Annotated in this window: 10 protein-coding genes; 5 read left to right on the top strand and 5 right to left on the bottom strand. The window is 38.5% G+C overall.

Features of this window, described 5'->3' with window-relative positions; genetic code table 11:
* Positions 1 to 533: 533 nt before the first annotated feature.
* From CHA01nite_RS13250 to CHA01nite_RS13230, 5 genes are all read right to left on the bottom strand, one after another.
* The gene (locus CHA01nite_RS13250; RefSeq protein ID WP_146942125.1) at positions 534 to 890 is read right to left on the bottom strand and encodes a hypothetical protein; all 357 of its coding nucleotides are present in this window, start codon (positions 888 to 890) and stop codon (positions 534 to 536) included.
* A 154-nt stretch (positions 891 to 1,044) separates the two neighbouring features.
* Positions 1,045 to 1,548: a hypothetical protein gene (locus tag CHA01nite_RS13245; RefSeq protein WP_146942123.1), complete on the bottom strand. Its 504-nt coding sequence runs from the start codon at positions 1,546 to 1,548 to the stop codon at positions 1,045 to 1,047.
* 1 nt (position 1,549) lies between these two features.
* Positions 1,550 to 11,665 carry a SpvB/TcaC N-terminal domain-containing protein gene (locus CHA01nite_RS13240; protein WP_170234731.1) on the bottom strand — a complete coding sequence of 3,372 codons (10,116 nt, stop codon included), beginning with the start codon at positions 11,663 to 11,665 and terminating at the stop codon, positions 1,550 to 1,552.
* Between the two features lie 144 nt (positions 11,666 to 11,809).
* Positions 11,810 to 13,192, bottom strand: coding sequence for a T9SS type A sorting domain-containing protein (locus CHA01nite_RS13235; RefSeq protein ID WP_146942119.1), 1,383 nt, complete (start codon positions 13,190 to 13,192; stop codon positions 11,810 to 11,812).
* A gap of 574 nt (positions 13,193 to 13,766) precedes the next feature.
* Positions 13,767 to 14,255, bottom strand: coding sequence for a thermonuclease family protein (locus CHA01nite_RS13230; protein ID WP_146942117.1), 489 nt, complete (start codon positions 14,253 to 14,255; stop codon positions 13,767 to 13,769).
* A 322-nt stretch (positions 14,256 to 14,577) separates the two neighbouring features.
* Here CHA01nite_RS13230 and CHA01nite_RS13225 point away from each other — a divergent pair, with 322 nt between their 5' ends.
* From CHA01nite_RS13225 to pyk, 5 genes are read left to right on the top strand one after another with little or no spacing between them, the layout of a single operon-like run.
* Positions 14,578 to 14,817, top strand: a complete 240-nt coding sequence (locus CHA01nite_RS13225) for an acyl carrier protein (RefSeq protein ID WP_002976354.1) — start codon at positions 14,578 to 14,580, stop codon at positions 14,815 to 14,817.
* A 32-nt stretch (positions 14,818 to 14,849) separates the two neighbouring features.
* A complete protein-coding gene (gene fabF, locus CHA01nite_RS13220) occupies positions 14,850 to 16,094 on the top strand; it encodes a beta-ketoacyl-ACP synthase II (RefSeq protein WP_146942115.1) in 1,245 nt (414 codons plus the stop codon).
* Between the two features lie 9 nt (positions 16,095 to 16,103).
* Complete coding sequence (gene rnc / locus CHA01nite_RS13215; protein ID WP_146942113.1) at positions 16,104 to 16,862, top strand: ribonuclease III; 759 nt, start codon at positions 16,104 to 16,106, stop codon at positions 16,860 to 16,862.
* Entirely contained in the window at positions 16,840 to 17,313 is a 474-nt protein-coding gene (locus CHA01nite_RS13210) for an IPExxxVDY family protein (RefSeq protein ID WP_146942112.1), read from the top strand. The genes rnc and CHA01nite_RS13210 overlap by 23 nt, the downstream gene beginning before the upstream one ends.
* A complete protein-coding gene (gene pyk / locus CHA01nite_RS13205; protein ID WP_146942110.1) occupies positions 17,306 to 18,751 on the top strand; it encodes a pyruvate kinase in 1,446 nt (481 codons plus the stop codon). The genes CHA01nite_RS13210 and pyk overlap by 8 nt, the downstream gene beginning before the upstream one ends.
* The last annotated feature ends 39 nt before the right edge of the window (positions 18,752 to 18,790 follow it).

Here is an 18,790-nt window from a genome sequence, read left to right as displayed (position 1 = left end):
CTGTCTTACCTTGATTTTGTTCAGATAAAATCTTAATAATCTGAACTTCTGAAAATTTACTGTTTTTCATTGTCTCCCAAATTTAAAAACTATATTTTTAAATGTTCCGCTTTTTCGGGAAGATTACATACCTATTCGTCGGAAATAATTATATTCATTTTAAATATTATAAAATAATATTCTCCTATTATTAAAATGAAGGCTGCCAAAATTTTTTAGGCAGCCTTATAAAAGGTATTTCTTTACTCTTGTTATTTATAATTTATTTTTAATGCTTGTTAAAATCCATTGAGTTAATTATTTAAATGACTATTATCACTAATTTTGATAAACAACCAGAATTACACTTTAGCGGGAAAAAAGTAAAAGCTTAATCTGATATCTTTTTGTTGAATTTTTATATGTCACAAAATTATTAAGTTCTAAATATTTTTTCGATAAAACAACAGCCTTATAATTATTTGTCAAAGTATCAATTTCTTTGATAAAAAAGTAATTATTAAATATTGTACTAAACCCAATTTCTTTACTATCTAAAATATTAAAGAATCTTTAAAACGAACGCTTTTATTAAATTCTTTTTCTTTAATAATCTGAGCGCTATCATTAGTTGTATCAAATATTAATAATCTTCGTAATTTCCAATTATTTTGTTCAAGTAGTTTACTGTTTTTTGCATTCATTTTAACTCCTCCTATCATAGATAAATCATTTTTCACCGTTTCATTTTTACAACTGAAAAATAGCAAAATCAAAACTAAACTACCAATTATATTTCCCTGCAGACGTACCTTTATTTTATTATCTTCATTAATAACTTTTTTAACATTACCTTCTCTTGTTTTTCTATCATTTTTATAAATCATATCAGTTGCGTTTACCCTACTCATAAACTATAGACTTAATAATTTATTATATAATTGGTGTTAAAGTCATGTTATAATAGCTATTCTAAAAAAAGCTACCACACAAAAGACTTGTGTGTGGTAGCGATATTAACTTAATAAAGTAACGGATTAACAATAATTTCAATTTTGTATAATTTTATTTTAGATTTCGTAAATACTCAAGCCCTTCTAAATCTATATCATATCCCGAAATTATAAGGTCATCTTTAATAATTTTTATAAGAAAATCCCATTTTCTTATAAAATCAACCTTATTTATTTTTACAATATTTGAAACCTTATTTAATTCTTCAATTGTTATATTTTTTAAATTATATGGTGCAATTTCGATCCATTCTGATTTAATTTTTATATTTTCATTTTCTTTTGAAAATTCCCATACGGCTGTAAAACAGCTATCCAAAAAATTAACTGAAAAATTGTTACTTTCTATATCTAGCAATGCTTCCAACATTTCTATAATGTCATCAAATATTTGAGATAAAGTAGATCCATTCATGGGAATATAAAAACCATTCCAATTTATAAAAATCATAAATTTACCGTTCTTGTAGATTGAATATATTGCTTCTGTAATATCAAAATCATTTGAATCCAATTTTTCAATTTTAGCTTTTTCTTTGATAATGATTTCAAACATATTATTTTAATTTAGTTGCTGTTTTAGAATCAATTGGAAATCCATGCCATGTTCCGGTACCGTTATCTCTTAGACGAACTTTATCCGGTTTAGATTTAGTTCCATCAGGATTGTGAATTATGCTTGTATTTCCTTCATTAATTGGAAAATCCTTAAATTGTCCTTTTTTATATGTTCCATTTTTCTGTTTCGCTCCAGGTTCCAAAGTCTTGGCCTTTTCAGTTGCATAATCTAAATCTTCTTTACTTCCCCACTGACCTTGTGGTATTCCTGTAGCTCGTGCTTCTGCAGCACCTTCTTTCCATCCTATACCATGTTTAGAAGTACCTTCATATCCTTTCTCGGGCCTTATTCCATCAGCAAATAGTCCACTTATTTTTTCGATGGCTATTGTTGCTAATGATATTTTAATCATATTTATCTGACCTTCGTTTTGCAGTAAAATATCAAAGCCTTCTACAACTTTTTTCTCAACAGGATCAATTGGAGGAAATGGAGTATAATATTTTCCTTTTTTAAATAATGGAATAGGTATACCTGGTCGATAACCTCTGGCAGAAGGTGCTAGTGTTTGTTTCCCATTTGGATCAATATACTTAACAGGATTTTGATAGGTATATATATATGGATTTAAATTCCCCCAATTATAAACTCCACCATTGTGTTGTCCATCAGCATAAAACTCGGTTTCCATTACAGGATTATACACCGCCAAAGGATCCACCCCATACCAGGTACTTATCCTGGGATTGTAATATCTAGCGCCGTAATAGTATAGTCCTGTTTCAGAATCGAGTTCCTTCGCGTTGAATTTATACGGATTCTCATACACGCCGGTCTGCTGCTCGAGCATGGTTTCTCCAAACGGTAAATTTAAGAAAAATTGGGTTGTTTCCGAGTTATCATTGGTTACAAAACTGGCGGTTCCTAAATGATCCGTATGAAGATAATACAAGCCAGGCTGACCTCCCATTCCCGGAGGCGCTTTTGCCGTTCCCAGTTCTGATGAAACTTTACCATCCACTTCCATTTTTTCCAGATAGGTTTTGAAGTCTTTGTCGGGATCGATCTCTTTTACGTCTTTGTTCGGTGCTTTAGTTATAGATGGTATAAAGATATCATTATGCGGTTCTATGCGGCTTGCAAAACGGGTGGAGCCTTCGAAATAATTCTTTGTATACTGCCCGTCTGAAGTCACTACCACATAAGGGTTAGGATACAATTTGTAATGATCAATGTTCACACTTCCCGGATCCACCAGCACGCCGTTCTGGTAGAGCTGTGAACCGCCTGTCAGACTGTATTTGATGGTTCTTTCCCCTTTGTCATCATATACGTAATATTGGTACAGCCCGTTATCATCATCCGATAACGCTTTCAGCCGATCCTGTTCGTCCCAAGCCATTTTATGGCCCCCGTACTCATCCGCATGATAAGTGGTATTTCCATTATTATCATACTTGAATACCTGTGAATTTCCGTAATATCCATCCGCAATCTGCGCTATCTTATGGGTTCCGCCAAGATACTCATAATTATTTTCATAAGTATTGTGAGGGTTCAGGGTCTGATCGACTGCATGTGACTGGTACTTCTGCTCTATTCCACTTGATTTATTGTATTGCATCCGCAGTTTAAATCCTGAATTGCTCTGAGGATACGGGGAAGTTCCCGGAGGAATCGGGTTTCCGCCTTTGTCAACGAGCCTTGAGCTTCCTTCCGTACCGATCAGTCTGTTCAGCGTATCGTATTTATACTGGAAAACATACTGTCCGCCCATTCCGTTTGGTGAGACATCAGAATTGTTATCAAGCTTAATGATATTTCCCCGGTAATCATATCTATATATATTGGCCAAAAATCCGATCCCTGATGCATTGGCCAGCGTGGAATTGCTCAGCCTTCTATTTGTCGGCAAGTAATAAAGTCTGTTGACTACACCATTTCCATAGGTTACCTTAGTCCTTTGCTCATACAGGTCATAAGTGATTTCTTTAATATAATCCTGATAATCATTCCTGACAGATTTTAAGTTACCGCCCAGGTCATATCCGTAATATACATTTTCCCCGTCAGGATAAGTTATTTGATTTACACGGTTCCAGCTGTCATACGTAAAGAAGGTCTGGAAGTTCATGGTCGGAATATTGTAGCCAAAAACAGTCCTGTTTTCTGAGATCACTTCGCCCATTTTTCCATAGTTGTATACGGTATATCCTGTTCCGTCACTTTTGGTATACATTCTTCCCGAATTGTTGCCATACCCGCCATTCAGGTAGGCATAGTGAACATTATTCGGATTCGTAGAGCCGTCCGGAAGGTTTGGCAGCTTGATATCCGTCAGTCGGTTATGGTCATATTCATAATGTATATAATGGGTGGTAATAGTTGGATCAGATGCCAGATTGGCAGTAAACATTCTGATAAGGTTTCCTGCAGGATCATATTCATAATTCAGATTACCTTTATCAGGATGCTGCATTCCTGTTCTTCTGCCCGCCAGATCGTAATTATAACTGGTAGAAATATTTCCGGGATCCGTTACGGTAATAAGATCACCTGCTGCGTTATATTGATAGGAGGTTTTCAGCGGATCATTTCCTAAATAATCCAGTTTGTAAGCAATTTGTCCTTCCGCATTGGTAAAGGACTCTGTTTTCATCGTATCAAACTCATCAGTAGTTTTAAACACATTTCCGCTGATCTCATATTTTGTATACTTCGTTTGGTTGTCCTCATCTGTAGACTGAATTACCCTGTCTTTGCTATCATACATACTGGTAGTAGAATTGGAAGGCGTTGGAAACGATGTACTAAGATCATAGCTGCTTCCTCCAATGGGTTCATCATAAGGCTGATATTGTCTGACGGTTCTTCCAAATTTATCAAATACAGACCTTCCGGATATCGATCTGCGTTCAGCACCGTTGATTTCAACATCTTTTTTCACCTGTATTACCCGGCCTAACATATCGGCATAGGTATCTGTATCAATGGTATTATTAGGGGTTTCCGCATTATAATGGAATGTTATTGCCTTGAATATTTTCACATCATTATTGCTGCTGGGAATTCCAAAATGTTTATAGGAATAATCATACCGGATCGTAGTGTTATTTGTTCCGTATTCATTAGGGCCTTTAACCCAATATATTCTTCCGCAGCCATCATAATAATATTCCATGGCATTACCGGTCATGTCAATACTTTTCTTAATGGCGTCAAATTTGGGATAATATTCTGCTGAAGAAGTCAACCCAAAATTATTGGTAATACTGGTGACATATTTTGCCGTTGCGCCATAATCATACTGATAGCTCAGAGTATATCGTTGGGTAGCTTCGTTAGGCGGATATTGTACACTGGCTATGTTTCCATAAGAATCATAGGTATAATCTGTCTCAATATCATTCGATCCGTCAAAAACAGAAAATGTCCCGATATCCCCGGTATTTGGATTGATATTTAAGGTTTTTCTCTGTTTTAGTAAAGTAGAATTACCGGTTCCGTCATAAACACTAATACTTTTTGGTACATCAAGAATATTGTTATTTAGACCATTCCAATAATCCATTTCTGAATTATAGGTTTTCGTAGGACTGGTGTATTGGTATTTTTTTAAATTACCATCCGGATAATAAAACATTTCTCTGGAAGTCTCAATACTTCCTCCGCTCTCATAAACTATTTTATTCTTTTTACTTGGAAGTACAATAGCCATTCTTCTGCCTTCTTTACCTCCTGTATCGTATGCCGTTGGATTTAAAATGGCATTGTTAATATCAATTTCCGAAACTCCGTTTATAAATTTATACAGTTTATAGGTATTGTCCGTTTCTGAAAGCACGCTTCCGGCAATATCCAGGGTTACGCTGCTTTTTAGCAGTCCGCTAAAGAAGTAGCTGCTGTTATAATAGGTATTTATCGTCTTACGGTAAACACTATTAAAATCCAACATCTCTTCACTGGTTACCTTTTCAAAACCGAAGTTATCCCGCTCACGCCTGTCATACTTAGAGTTTTCAAAGGTGTACCTTGTTACCATATCCTTAGAAGCATCCGAGTTCGTATAGTTGGTATCGAACACATCAGGATTCAGCACTTTGACTTCCTTTACCACTAATTTTGCATGCGGATCCTGGTAGGTAGGCTGCGTAAACTGGTAATCTAGCGTATATTTCCCCTGGGTAATTCTGCTGGTTACCTGTTTCAGCTTGTTGGTTCGTCCGATTCTGGAATAATTAACCGTAAATGCATTTCCACCATCATCCATCACCAGATCGGCATATCCGTCACCATTCATATCCTTGAATATCTTTTTCACTTCTGAAACATTTATTCCGAGATTAGCATTGGCTCCTGCTCCTGCTTTAAGGTATAAAGTAAGGATCGTAAAAGCTGGAACAATAGGAATTGGACCAAAGTTAAACATCATGCTTCCTCCAAAGGATAATGATCCGTTGTAAGACTGATTTTCCTCTGTAAAATCAATTCCGGAGGCTGATTTAAGCAGAGGTCTTGCCACATCAAACTTATTTCCCAGGTTATACCTTACCGCAGTGGTTTTGTTAGTATGATCAACTTCTAAAATATCAATCATTCCATCTCCGTTGATGTCTTCGTACAAGACATCAGAAGATCCTTTTGAAGAAGATGCTCCAACACTTGCTGAAAGGCCAAATCCAAAGCTTGACAGTGTTTGTAAACTTGCAGACAATCCTCCTCCTATTGATACATTTACTCCACCGATAGGATGGGATCTGTAAGAAACCAGATTTTCAAACTTATCATTTCCCAGGAAAGTTTTCCCTACGTTTAGGTTGTACGATATTCCTGAAGTCCCTCCGTTTCTTACCCTGTCCGGTAACCCGTCTCCGTTGATATCTAAATAGTATTCTTTAGCATAATCCGTAGAATTAAAATATTTATTAATTCCTGCGCCTATCGATACTCCGGCAGACCATGACAATGACGTATCCGGCTTTGCCGAGGAGCTTGAAGTTCCGAATGCATCAATCCTTCCTCCCACCGAATAGGCATTAAAGGAGAATCCTATCGAATTCATCTCCTGCAGACTGAAAGAATCCGTTGGGTATCCGTTAGCCGGATTGCTTTCGCCGCTTCTCAGTCCCCCTGTACTGCTGGTCAGCTGCCTGGATTCTGCATAGATCATGTCAGGATATCCATCCCCGTTCATATCCATAAAATCCTGGCTTACTATGCTGCCCGGATACATAAGCTCCGTAATGGAATTGGCACTGTTGGTATTAATTAGTGAAAGAGCAACCCCGTCTGTCGTATTTCTGGAAGTGCTTCGCGTCTTCCGGTCAATCGCTTTCATGGTCGTATCAATAGAAAGCTGGGTAGAACCCATAGACTGAATTACTGCGGGAGCAGGATCCGGATTGGGATTGGTAAAATAGTCCGGCTGTGTATCGTCATCCTTGAACGTTGTCGCAGTAGTAAACTGCCCTGGTCCCACACCGATCCACATTGGAGTAAAAAGTCTTTTTACTTTAAACAGATATGGTTTCATCGGAGAAATTACTACGGCCGTTGCATTCCCGTTACTTGGATTTGATGTACTGTTGGCAATACACTCTGCCAAAAGCTGCTGCTGATTCGGATTAGGGTACTGCTGCGAGCAGCTGCTGTAAAGCGGCTGCATCGGCGGATTCTCTGACAGTGCATCAGGGTTGATCAGAGATCCATAACCGTCAACGGTTCCTTGGATCACAGGGTAGGCCTGATCCTGATTGTACAGGAATTGCCCCCAGTTGTTATACAGTTTTGTTTTTGAGCCATACATTGCAGAGTTAATAGAAGTATGGGAAGTATCGGTAATTAGAATATCATTATCATAATAGATATTAAAAGGTTTGCCGGAAAAATAATTGGAATAGCTTTTAAATAATGCATAATCTGCACCCGTATTGCAATATACCTGAATGGTAACCAGCCAGGGCTTCAGTAATCCCGATAAGCTTCCCGTATAATAAGTAGCCGGTGAGACTCCTGAAACAGGCTGATTTAAAATCAGATCCTGCTCTTCAACAGAGTTATTTGTATTATCTACAGTAACTTTTCTTTTAGCTACAATTTTGCTTCCTCTTTTAATGATATAATAGAAAGAACCAACCCCTAAGGTTGAAAAATTAGTTATATTCTTTTTGATCTGAGCTTTATAATCATGGGATCCTGAGAGACTGAGATAATTTTTAACATTGAATTTCTCAGAAAACTGCGTAATTGCATAAGACGGATACTGTGGAACCGTATTAAAATCTACAAAAGTAGTCGCCGCTGGATTTGCTGCAGTGGGAGTATTAGCTGTATACTGTACATTAATTTTGCCCTGCCAGTTACTCGCTATAGAGGCAACATGAGAATCCGATTCTACCACAAACCTTAAATATATCGGTTGGCCGGGATCTACTGAAACTGACTGAGAAATACTCTGAGTTGAAAACTGTATATCATGTTGTAGGTAGTCATAGCTATATATTTCCTGAGTTGTATTGGCATTAATATTATCCTTATAAATTTTAAATTTAAAATCACTTGTAGTATATGGAAAATCTACGGATCCCACTGAAATATTAGCTGTTGCAGGTGTTGTCGCAGTTACAGGATTGTCCAGGTAGATTGGAGCCATCTCATTATTCAGGAAAAAGTTATTTGAATAGCTTCCGTTATTTAAATAAAATTGATCCTGAGAAAGGTCCGAAGTATTCGGTATTTCATTTCCGTTAATATCGACATAAGTAATATTAGGATTAGAACGTATTTCCGCATTGTAATTCTTGTTCTTATGAAGTCTGATATATACTTTTTCTCCACTTTTCACATACAACCGGTTGCTGTTATTAATACCGAGATGGTCTACAGTATTTGGCAGCATCGACTGGATCTGGGTATAATAATCATTGTACCTTTCTATATTAATTGTTGTTGAAGAAGATCCATTTGAATCCAGTTCTGTCATATAAATTCTACCATGTTTTGTGACTCCGGTAACAATCGGGTTCAGAATTTCAACTGAATAAAGAGTCTTGAAAACAGGCTGTACTGGTCCGACGAGATATGGAGCAATACTAATTTCGTCATTGAACTTAATATAACCATCTTTAGGAGCGATCCAAACTTTTACTACATCTACTGCCGGGGTTATCGGTTCCTGCAAAGGCGGATCTGTCTTAGGATTAGAAGGAGTTTCAACTGCCTTTGCCTTAATGATCATATTTTCCGTATATTCACTGTGCTTGGTCATTTCAGGAGTATTCTGGCCTGCATTAAACCAAACTTCGCCGTTGTGGACAATATCCATCAGCCCATCCGAATTGCCATCGGTAAGGTACGTAGAAGTTGTACTGGTAGATTTGGACGTAATGACACTCTTGCTTGTGATAAAAAGTCCCCTGTCCCAGCCGGAGCTGCTCGACTTACTTTTGGTAAGCGAGAAATTGTTATTGAAGTTCAATAAAGGTTGCGGTTGTCCGAAAGATAAGGCTCCGTTGTTAAGTGATCCCTGACTGAAGTATAATCCTGAGCTGTTCTTATAGATCATATCCTGGATGCCGTCTCCATTAAAGTCAATCAGCTGCTGCATGGTTTTGGCTTCGGAGCTTGAGGAGCCGAAAGGAAGCCCGAACATGATGTGCCCATACGCATCATTGGAAGGATAAAATAAATTTAATCCTGCGGCCGCTCTGAAATTAAATCCGGTTTCCGTTGCGCTATTCCCACTAATTCTTGAAGGAGTCAATGCATTCTGAACCAAGTTTCCGAAAACGTTCATCGAATTCGTAACCGGAATGGTAACATTGCCTCCAAATATAGAGCCGTCTGCCACATCATCATAATATTGGAAATCATAATCTCCGAGCACATAATACTTTGTATCCTGCTGTCCTCCTTCCATGGATAGGCGCTTCAGCCTGGTCTTGGAGAACTGTCCCGTTTCATACTCCATTTTATAAGTACGGATCATATCTCCCTGATAGTTTACCGTAACATTTGTAAGAAGGTAAGGCTCTACCCGTTTTACGCCCTGCTTTCCATTGATGTTCAGATCTGGTCGGCTAATTCCTGTCTGGGTGTTAAAATCAACGGTATAGGCTCCGTCTTTTCCGTAAGAAATCTGCTTAATATGAAAGTAGATACCTTTATTTAAATTACTGTTGTTATTATTTGTTCCAAAATTCACCTCTGAATAATAATAGGTAAAGTTCATAGAATTCCCATGGACATCCTCAATTCTTCTTAAAGCCCAGTGTACAATCTGGTCATCAGCATTTTTAATGACAAAAGCATCACCTCCACCATAGTAACTTTTCGTCCCGTTGGTTGAAGTGACTTTCCATGAGTAATTTTTAGGATCATCCCCAATTCTTTCAATGATGGAAAAATCATGATTTTTTCTGAGATAAAACTTTTTTGTTCCATTTACTCCTGCCGTAGAATAAGAGGATCTGGGCTGCTTGTCGGTGGTAATTGTTGTGCTGGTTTCATTTACATCATTATGCCGGTGCGGAAGGTAATTATTTGGATATACCAGCATTTCACCATCCAAATTATATAATTCGGTTTCGGTTAAACCGTCAAACTGTGGCGATCCCCATCTTGTGTCGATGGTAATAGCAGATAAGCCATTAACATCCCAGCCTTCACCCATCCAGCCGTTTCCAGCGCTGCTGCTATAGCTTATGGATAAAGAGGGCTCTAAACCACCCAACCCTGAAGGAACGTTGATCGGATAATTCATATTGGCATCTCCTTTCTGGCTTGCCGTAGGAGCATCCATCAACTGGATGGCTGCCATTGGGTCTCCCGCTTTTAATCCGCTGATGCTTGTAGGCGCAAATGCATTCATCTGCGGGGATTCCGGAGTAGAAATTACTCCATTGATATAATCGGTATTGCCGTCCCCTTCTACTGTCACTGTTTTGGCCTTTGTATCCACCACCGCAGACTTATTCATTGCCCACTGCCTTTTGGCATAATCGAAATGGAAAATCTTGATTTCTTTCGGGGAGATTAATCCCAGACGTTTTTCATCATATGGGATGATAAGCTTTACTTTTTTCTTCAGTTCTCCTGAAATTACCGATATCCGGTAAGCAGCGTTATTGAGGGTTACGTTCTTTAAGCCCTGCGAAGTGGCAGGAAAATCTTTTGACCTTAATTTTAAAACTTCAAGGTAAGCTGATTCTGAAGTTTCTTTTTCAACTTTTATATTGATTCCTTCATAATCGACGCTAAATTCCTGGTCCTTGGAAACCGGAATTCCTTTGACATTAAAGTAATCTTGATTTAATGTTTTAAAAGAATTGGTTTCAGTCGGAATTTTATAAGTGTTTGTGATTCCGTTAGCCGTAACTGAAAAGCTGCCTTTGGCTTTATCATTTTCCGATAGCTGAATAAGTTTTTCGAATTCGCCCTTTTTTGCAGAAACATATTCACTGTTAACTGTAGCCCCAGGTCCATTGATATTGTTTCCTTTTACATATAATTTATTTCCGGAAAAGACTGAGCTTACTATAATGTTGTCGTCAGATTTTCTGTCTTTATCGAAAACAATTTTTAAATTTTTCACCTTATATTTTACTCCATCGGATGGCGAAGTAAATAAAATTGTATTCAGTCCGCTTTTAATAAGGTTTAAACTTACCGCTTCCCTTTGATGGCTCCATTGAGCATTGGGAATAACGATATCGCCCCCAATCGCTATATTGTTGTTAATGGACCTGGGAACCGATTCATGTGATGCCAGACCAAAAAGGTCGTATTCAAGATAAGCACTTGCATTTTCCTTATTCACAGCAGGAATATCAATTGTGAAAAAGTTGTCCGAGATGCGGTCTTCTTCTTCTTCCGAAAATGCTCCTATGGTTCCCTCTTTTTCTTTTGAAGGATAAGAAATGGCATTGGAAGAAATTTCATGATAAACTTCAGCTGGTACCAAATCAGCATTTCCTGCCTGGAAAGAGTTATATTTTGATAAAAGATCCTGAGATAGCTTTTTCTCAGTGCTTAAAGCCAGAGATTTTCTCGAAGATGACTTTTCAGGGCTTTCTTTGCCAGGGTCAGCCTGTCTTTTATCGGTAAGTCTGCCCATCAAATCTTTCTTAAATTCCCGAACCTTCTGTCTATCTTCTTTTGTAAAGCTTGCAAACACAAACATACAGGTAAAAAAGAACATTAGAAGGCAAGACTTCTTTGTAAAAGGAAGCCGTTTTCTATCTATTTTCATTGTAAAGTATTAGTCGACGATTAGTTTAAAAGTTTTTATGATTTTCCCGTTTTGGGTCAAAGTAATAAGATAAGCGCTTTGAACCGAAAGATGACCTGAATATGATCTTGCCGAATTGCTGATTTTCTCTAATTTAACCAACCTGCCTCCACCGTCATGGATGGAAATAACCAGATTTTCATTTTTAGGAAAAACAACAGTAAAATTTTGGTCTTTTTTTACAGGATTCGGATACAGGTTTATTGAGCTGACATCCAGCGATAAATCTTCTTCATTATATGGTTTAGTAAGTGATGTGTATCGTGGATCCGGTTCTGTGCTCTTAATTTCCTTAGGTCCTGTGGCAAATGTGAAATATATGGTGCTACCGTTATCAAAAGCGTCCATGAACTCAACTTTATTGAAAGTTACATACCGTTCGCTTTCCGTTCCAGGAATCTTTTTGATCTCCCCATTGTCTTTCTTAATAAGCATCCAGTAGGACAGCGGTAAAGCTCTTGGATTCAACGTCTCTTTTATAATTCTTACCTGATAATCAGTCTTAGGGATCTTATTTCCAATAAAATCAATTTGCCAATTCCTTTCCAGAACTTCCAGATTTTTATCGGTCTTCAGGGACATTGCCTTATTATCATCAGACCACATGACAAAATTGTTGTTGTCTAAAACAGTGGTATTTTCAGAGTTTGTTCTTGAAATCCCATGCATTCCGATCGCCAAAAACAGGTCTGCCTGATTGGATGACTGCTTTTGATATAATTCGTTTCCGTCATCCCTTCCCAAACCTGTTGGTCTGTACTTGAAACCTTTGTGTTTTTCAGGGTCCCAGATTATTTTGTTGTCGCTTCCGTAGTATTTTCCTTTTTCCAAAGAAATCCCATACTTAATTGAAAGATAGGAATGAATTTTATTGAGATCCATTGATTTAGCCTTTTTCAGAAGAAAAATCATTTCATAAAGATTCTGATCTTCAAATTTGATTTTTAAGCTGTCTGTCTTTTCTTTTTTCGGATCTGCTGTCCCGGTAAAAGTAAAGATGCTGGGCCTCTTTCCAATTTCTTTGACTTCTTCACCTTTATTATATACAGTATTGCCTAGAGAAACATTTTTGTCAGTGTTTTCCCAGATCATTTCATCTTCTTTCGAAGCATGAACCAAACTGAGGGTATGGCTTTTCTTTTTACTATATTTAATGTACTTTTTGAGAAGCTTGTCTTTAATCCCGCAATGAAAATTCAAGAGATTTTCATCACGACAACGTGTTGCTTCCCTTGAAGCATGACTAGCTTTTTCCCAAAGTTCTGCATCTGAACCCGCCAATTGAGAATAACCCGAGATTGAATACGATAATAGCAATATCGTGACAAACTTCGAACATCGAAGGTCTAACATAATGAATATTTATTTGTGAAAAATTGAAACGAAATACTAAGATTTCGCTATTAATAGATCTGTGAAATTTAATGTATAGGGTCTAGCTAAAACTGCACATAGAATAGTTACAATATTTCAAGAAATTTGAAAGCAGAAAATTTTTCATGGTTTTTTTAGTATGTTATTTTATTTCACAAAATTAAGAAAAATATTATTTATAAAATGCTTTTAATAATAATTATATGTAAATACAAATTTAAATTACTTTAATAATTCATAATAAAATCTAATTTTATTATGAAATTCTCATAATGTACCTTTAAACGTATTTGTAATAAAAGGTACATCCTGCATCCTTTTTCCGACTTGTCATTTGATTTTTACTTCGAGCTTATATTATGTAAAAGCTGTTTGAATTAAATTTAATGGACCGAATACAATCATACTCATTACTGGTAATAAAGAACATATAGCATATCTGTCATTTAGAGTATATCTATAAATTTCTTTCAGAATAATTGATATTTACAAATTATGAAGGATTAGAGATATTTTGCATAAAATTATTTATAAAAATTAATTCAAACAGCTTCTAAGATTTCGAAACTTTACCTTTTGTCCGCTTCGCCTTTCTGAAGTCCCACGGAGACACGGCTGTCTTATCGGCCCACAGTCCCAGCTTTTTTGCTTTGGCTTCATCCTGCAGCTTTTGGAGCTCCGTATTTTTGGAGGCTTTGAAATACCACCAGCCGAAACCGGCCTTTACGATTTCCCGGGAGAGGTATTTGTCGCTGTCATAGAACACCCCGGCCACGCTTCTTCCGTAGCGGTCGTTCCCTATTTTATAAAAGGTGACGGTTTTCCCGAAAACCTGGTCGGAGGTAAACTGTTTCGCATTCTTGCCGAAGGCCTGGCCGCTTTCCGGACAGTCGACTTCCGCGAGGCGGAGGGTCTGCTCGGTGTTACCGGAGAGCAAAACCACGACGGTATCGCCGTCTTTTATTTTAATGACCTTGCCTTTGGCCTGCGAGAACACGAAGGCGGAAACGGCGAAAAACAGGATAGCTAAAATCTTCTGCATAAATATCAAACGGAATGGGAAATGTTAAAAAACAGTTTGCAAAGCTAGTAATAATGTTGCTTCGCACGAAAACGGAAGTAAAATAACTGTGGAGTATTCAGGAAGCAAATGCCGGACGGTCTTCGGAAGCGGTGAAATTTCAGCTTTAAATTAAGGGTAAAGAAGGATTTCAGATAGTAAAATATAAACAACTGAAAACGAAAAGACTAAACACCCACATCACAAAATAAGTACCTACAGGCCACAAAAAAGACTAAAAAAATGTTTTATCGTAAAGAATTTTATATATTTGCACCATCTAACAATTAAAAAAAAATTTACTATGTCAGACATTGCATCAAGAGTAAAAGCTATCATCGCTGATAAGCTTGACGTTGAAGAAACAGAAGTAACTCCGGAGGCTAGCTTCACCAACGATTTAGGAGCAGATTCACTGGATACGGTTGAACTTATCATGGAATTTGAAAAAGAATTCAATATTCAGATCCCTGATGATCAAGCTGAAAAAATTACTACTGTAGGTCACGCTATCGCTTACATCGAAGAAGTAGTAAATAAATAATATTCTTCAACAAAAGAAATTAAACAAAGTTTATGGAATTAAAAAGAGTAGTTGTAACCGGGTTTGGAGCAATAACACCTATTGGAAAAAATGCAAAAGAATACTGGGAAAATCTTGTGAAAGGTGAGAGCGGAGCCGCTCCTATTACTCTTTTTGATGCCACAAACTTCAAGACCAAATTCGCCTGCGAAGTAAAAAATTTCGATCCGCTGCAGCATTTCGACAAGAAAGAAGCAAAAAAGATGGACCGGAATACCCAGCTGGGACTTGTAGCGGCAAGAGAAGCGGTAGAACACTCAAGGATTATCGAAGACCAGGTAGATAAAAACCGGGTCGGCGTAATCTGGGGTTCAGGGATCGGAGGCCTGGAAACTTTTGAAACCGAAGTTTTAGGATGGGCCAACACGGAGATCCCGAGATTCAATCCTTTCTTTATTCCAAAAATGATCGCCGACATCACACCGGGGCACATCTCCATCGAGTATGGCTTCCACGGACCGAACTATACCACGGTTTCCGCCTGTGCATCGTCAGCGAACGCGTTAATTGATTCCAAAATGCTGATCCAGCTCGGAAAAGCAGATGTTATTGTGTGCGGAGGCTCTGAAGCAGCCGTTACGGCAAGCGGCGTCGGCGGATTCAATGCAATGATGGCGCTTTCGACAAGAAATGATGACCCGACAACGGCTTCAAGACCTTTCGACAAAGACCGTGACGGTTTTGTACTGGGAGAAGGCGCAGGATGCATCGTCCTTGAAGAATACGAACACGCCGTAAAACGCGGGGCAACCATTTATGCAGAATTAAAGGGCGGCGGCCTGAGTGCAGATGCACACCATATGACGGCACCGCATCCTGAAGGACTGGGCGCTTACCTCGTAATGAAAAACTGCCTGGAAGACGCGGGACTTACTGCTGATGAAGTAGACCATATCAATATGCACGGTACCTCTACTCCATTAGGAGACATCGCAGAATCCAATGCCATTTCAAAGTTATTGGGCGAGCATGCTTTCGACATTCAGATTAATTCTACAAAGTCAATGACGGGCCACCTCCTGGGTGCTGCCGGCGTTATTGAAGCCATTGCTGCGTTGGGAACGATTATTCATGGTATTGTTCCTCCTACCATTAACCATTTTACCGATGACGAGAATATCGACAGCCGACTGAACTTCACGTTCAACGAAGCTGCGAAGAAAGATGTGAAAGTAGCCATGAGCAATACTTTTGGGTTTGGTGGGCATAACGCTTGCGTTCTATTTACGAAAATCTAAACTTACTGAATGGAGTTACAGAAATACTTTTCTAAATTCCTTCTCAAAAAAAGAAAAAGACAGCTTACGGAGAGAGATTACTTTCTCAGTACCGAACTGATGAAAGTGCTTGGCACTGAAGTGCAGAATATCGCCCTTTACCGGGAAGCCTTTTCTTTAAAAAATTCTTCTAAAAAAGACAGCAATTACGAAAGGCTCGAATTTTTAGGAGATTCTGTTTTGGGTACAATTATTTCCTGTCATCTGTTTCATACCTATCCTCAGGCCAATGAAGGATACCTGACACAGATGAAATCTAAAATTGTGAATAGGAAGAACCTGAACAAATTAGGCGACGACCTGAAACTTACCGACCTGCTGCAGAAGCAGAATTCCGTAGCGTTGGGGGAGAACATCTCCGGCAATTTATTGGAAGCCTTAATCGGTGCCGTTTATCTGGACTTCCAGTATGATACCTGCAAAAGGATCGTTCTGGAAAGATTGCTGACGCCGACGGAAATCAATAAGCTGGAAAACAAAATCGTCAGCTATAAAGGGCTTCTCCTGGAATGGAGCCAGAAGAAGAAACTGAATATAAAATATGAAACCTGCGAAGAGATTCAGGTAAACAAATCGGTTGTTTTCCGTTGCCATGTGTGGCTCGGAGAAGAAAAGATCGCCAATGCCACAGAAACTTCCAAGAAGAAGGCCGAAGAAAAAGCGGCACAACGGGCATTTTATATTTTAAACAAAAAAGAAAACATCCTTGGAAATCCAAAAACTCTATGACCTGGACGATACCGAATTTGAAAATATTACCATCGGACTGGTAAGATTGGCAAAGCATATCCCCGATCATGAGTTTTTCTTCAGAGTCAACCAAATCAACGGCCTTAAGTTCAGAAGGATCGAAGACTTTATCCTGAACGGGGAATTTTTCGATTACCACTTTCCGAGATTTGAAGCGTACCACAAGTTTACCAGGACGTGTTTTACTTTTATTTCCAATAAATCTTCAGAGAGTAGACAAAAGAAATTACCGACCGAACTTTTTTCGGAAGAAGATAACATTAAATTTTTATTAAATAATCAGGTAGAAGTACAATATATTTTGCACAGTTCGGAACAGTTTCCTGATTTTTCCGTAATTTTGCTCCCTGAAAATCTTGTTTTTCCGATTCAAGATTATACATTAGGTTCTGAAGAAGAACTTTATCAAATTATCCAGTATTATGAATAAGTATTTAAAGAAGACAAAAATCATCGCAACACTCGGTCCGGCTTCATCGTCGAAGGAAGTAATGTTAGGGTTAATGAAAGCAGGTGTTGACATTTTCAGAATCAATTTTTCACACGCTGACTACGACTTAGTTCGTTCAAATATCGACATTATCAGAGAACTCAACAAAGAATACGGCTTCTCCGTCGGAATTTTAGGGGATTTACAGGGCCCTAAATTACGGGTAGGGGTTGTAAAGGAAGGTTCTTACCTTAATCCGGGAGATATCCTTACTTTTACCAACGAAAAGATCGAAGGCGATTCTACAAAGGTGTACATGACGTACCAGCAGTTTCCACAGGACGTAAAAGTCGGGGAAAGAATCCTGATTGATGACGGAAAACTGGTATTGGAAGTAATGGAAACCAACCTTACCGATACCGTAAAAGCAAAAACCATCCAGGGAGGACCGCTGAGTTCTAAAAAAGGAGTTAACCTTCCGAACACCAATGTTTCCCTTCCCGCTTTAACGGAAAAGGACATCCAGGATGCCAACTTCATGCTTGATCAGGAAGTGGACTGGATCGCCCTGTCTTTCGTTCGTCACGCCCAGGATATCATCGATCTTAAAGAACTGATCTCCAAACATCCGAACGGGAAATTGAAAACCCCGATCATCGCAAAAATCGAAAAGCCGGAAGGTGTAAAAAATATCGACGAAATTCTTTTGGAATGCGACGGGCTGATGGTGGCGCGTGGAGATTTAGGTGTTGAGGTTCCGATGGAAGAAGTTCCCGCTATCCAGAAAACCTTGGTAGAAAAGGCAAGATTCTATTCCAAGCCGGTAATTATCGCGACCCAGATGATGGAAACGATGATCAACAGCTTAACACCAACGAGAGCGGAAGTAAACGACGTTGCCAACTCGGTACTGGACGGAGCGGATGCCGTTATGCTTTCCGGGGAAACTTCCGTGGGAAGGTATCCGGTGCAGGTAGTTGAAAACATGGCGAAAATCGTGAAAAATATCGAAACTACCCATTTTTACCAGCATAAGAACGAGCCGATTGAAAAAGACTTCAACTGCATCGACGAAAGGTTCATTACCAACAGGGTGTGTCTTGCAGCTGTAAGAATTGCAAAAACAACCAATGTTTCCGCAATTGTTACATTAACCAGCTCAGGATATACGGCGTTCCAGCTTTCAGCACACCGTCCGAATTCCCACATCATCGTATACAGCGGTAACAAAAGGGTCATCACCATGCTGAACCTTCTCTGGGGTGTTCACGCCTATTACTACGACATGAAGAAGTCCACTGATGAAACGATTATCCAGGTGAATATGCTCACCCACAACTACGGGTATATTGAAGCAGGAGATTTCGTAATCAATATCAATGCGACTCCATCTTACGAAGGAGGAAAAACAAATACGTTAAGACTGACAACGGTTTAATTGAACTAAACCTTTTACAAATACAAAACTCCCGGAAAT

This window comes from Chryseobacterium hagamense, from assembly GCF_007991455.1.
GTDB classification, from domain to species: Bacteria; Bacteroidota; Bacteroidia; order Flavobacteriales; family Weeksellaceae; genus Chryseobacterium; species Chryseobacterium hagamense.
This window is presented reverse-complemented; position numbering and strand designations above follow the sequence as displayed.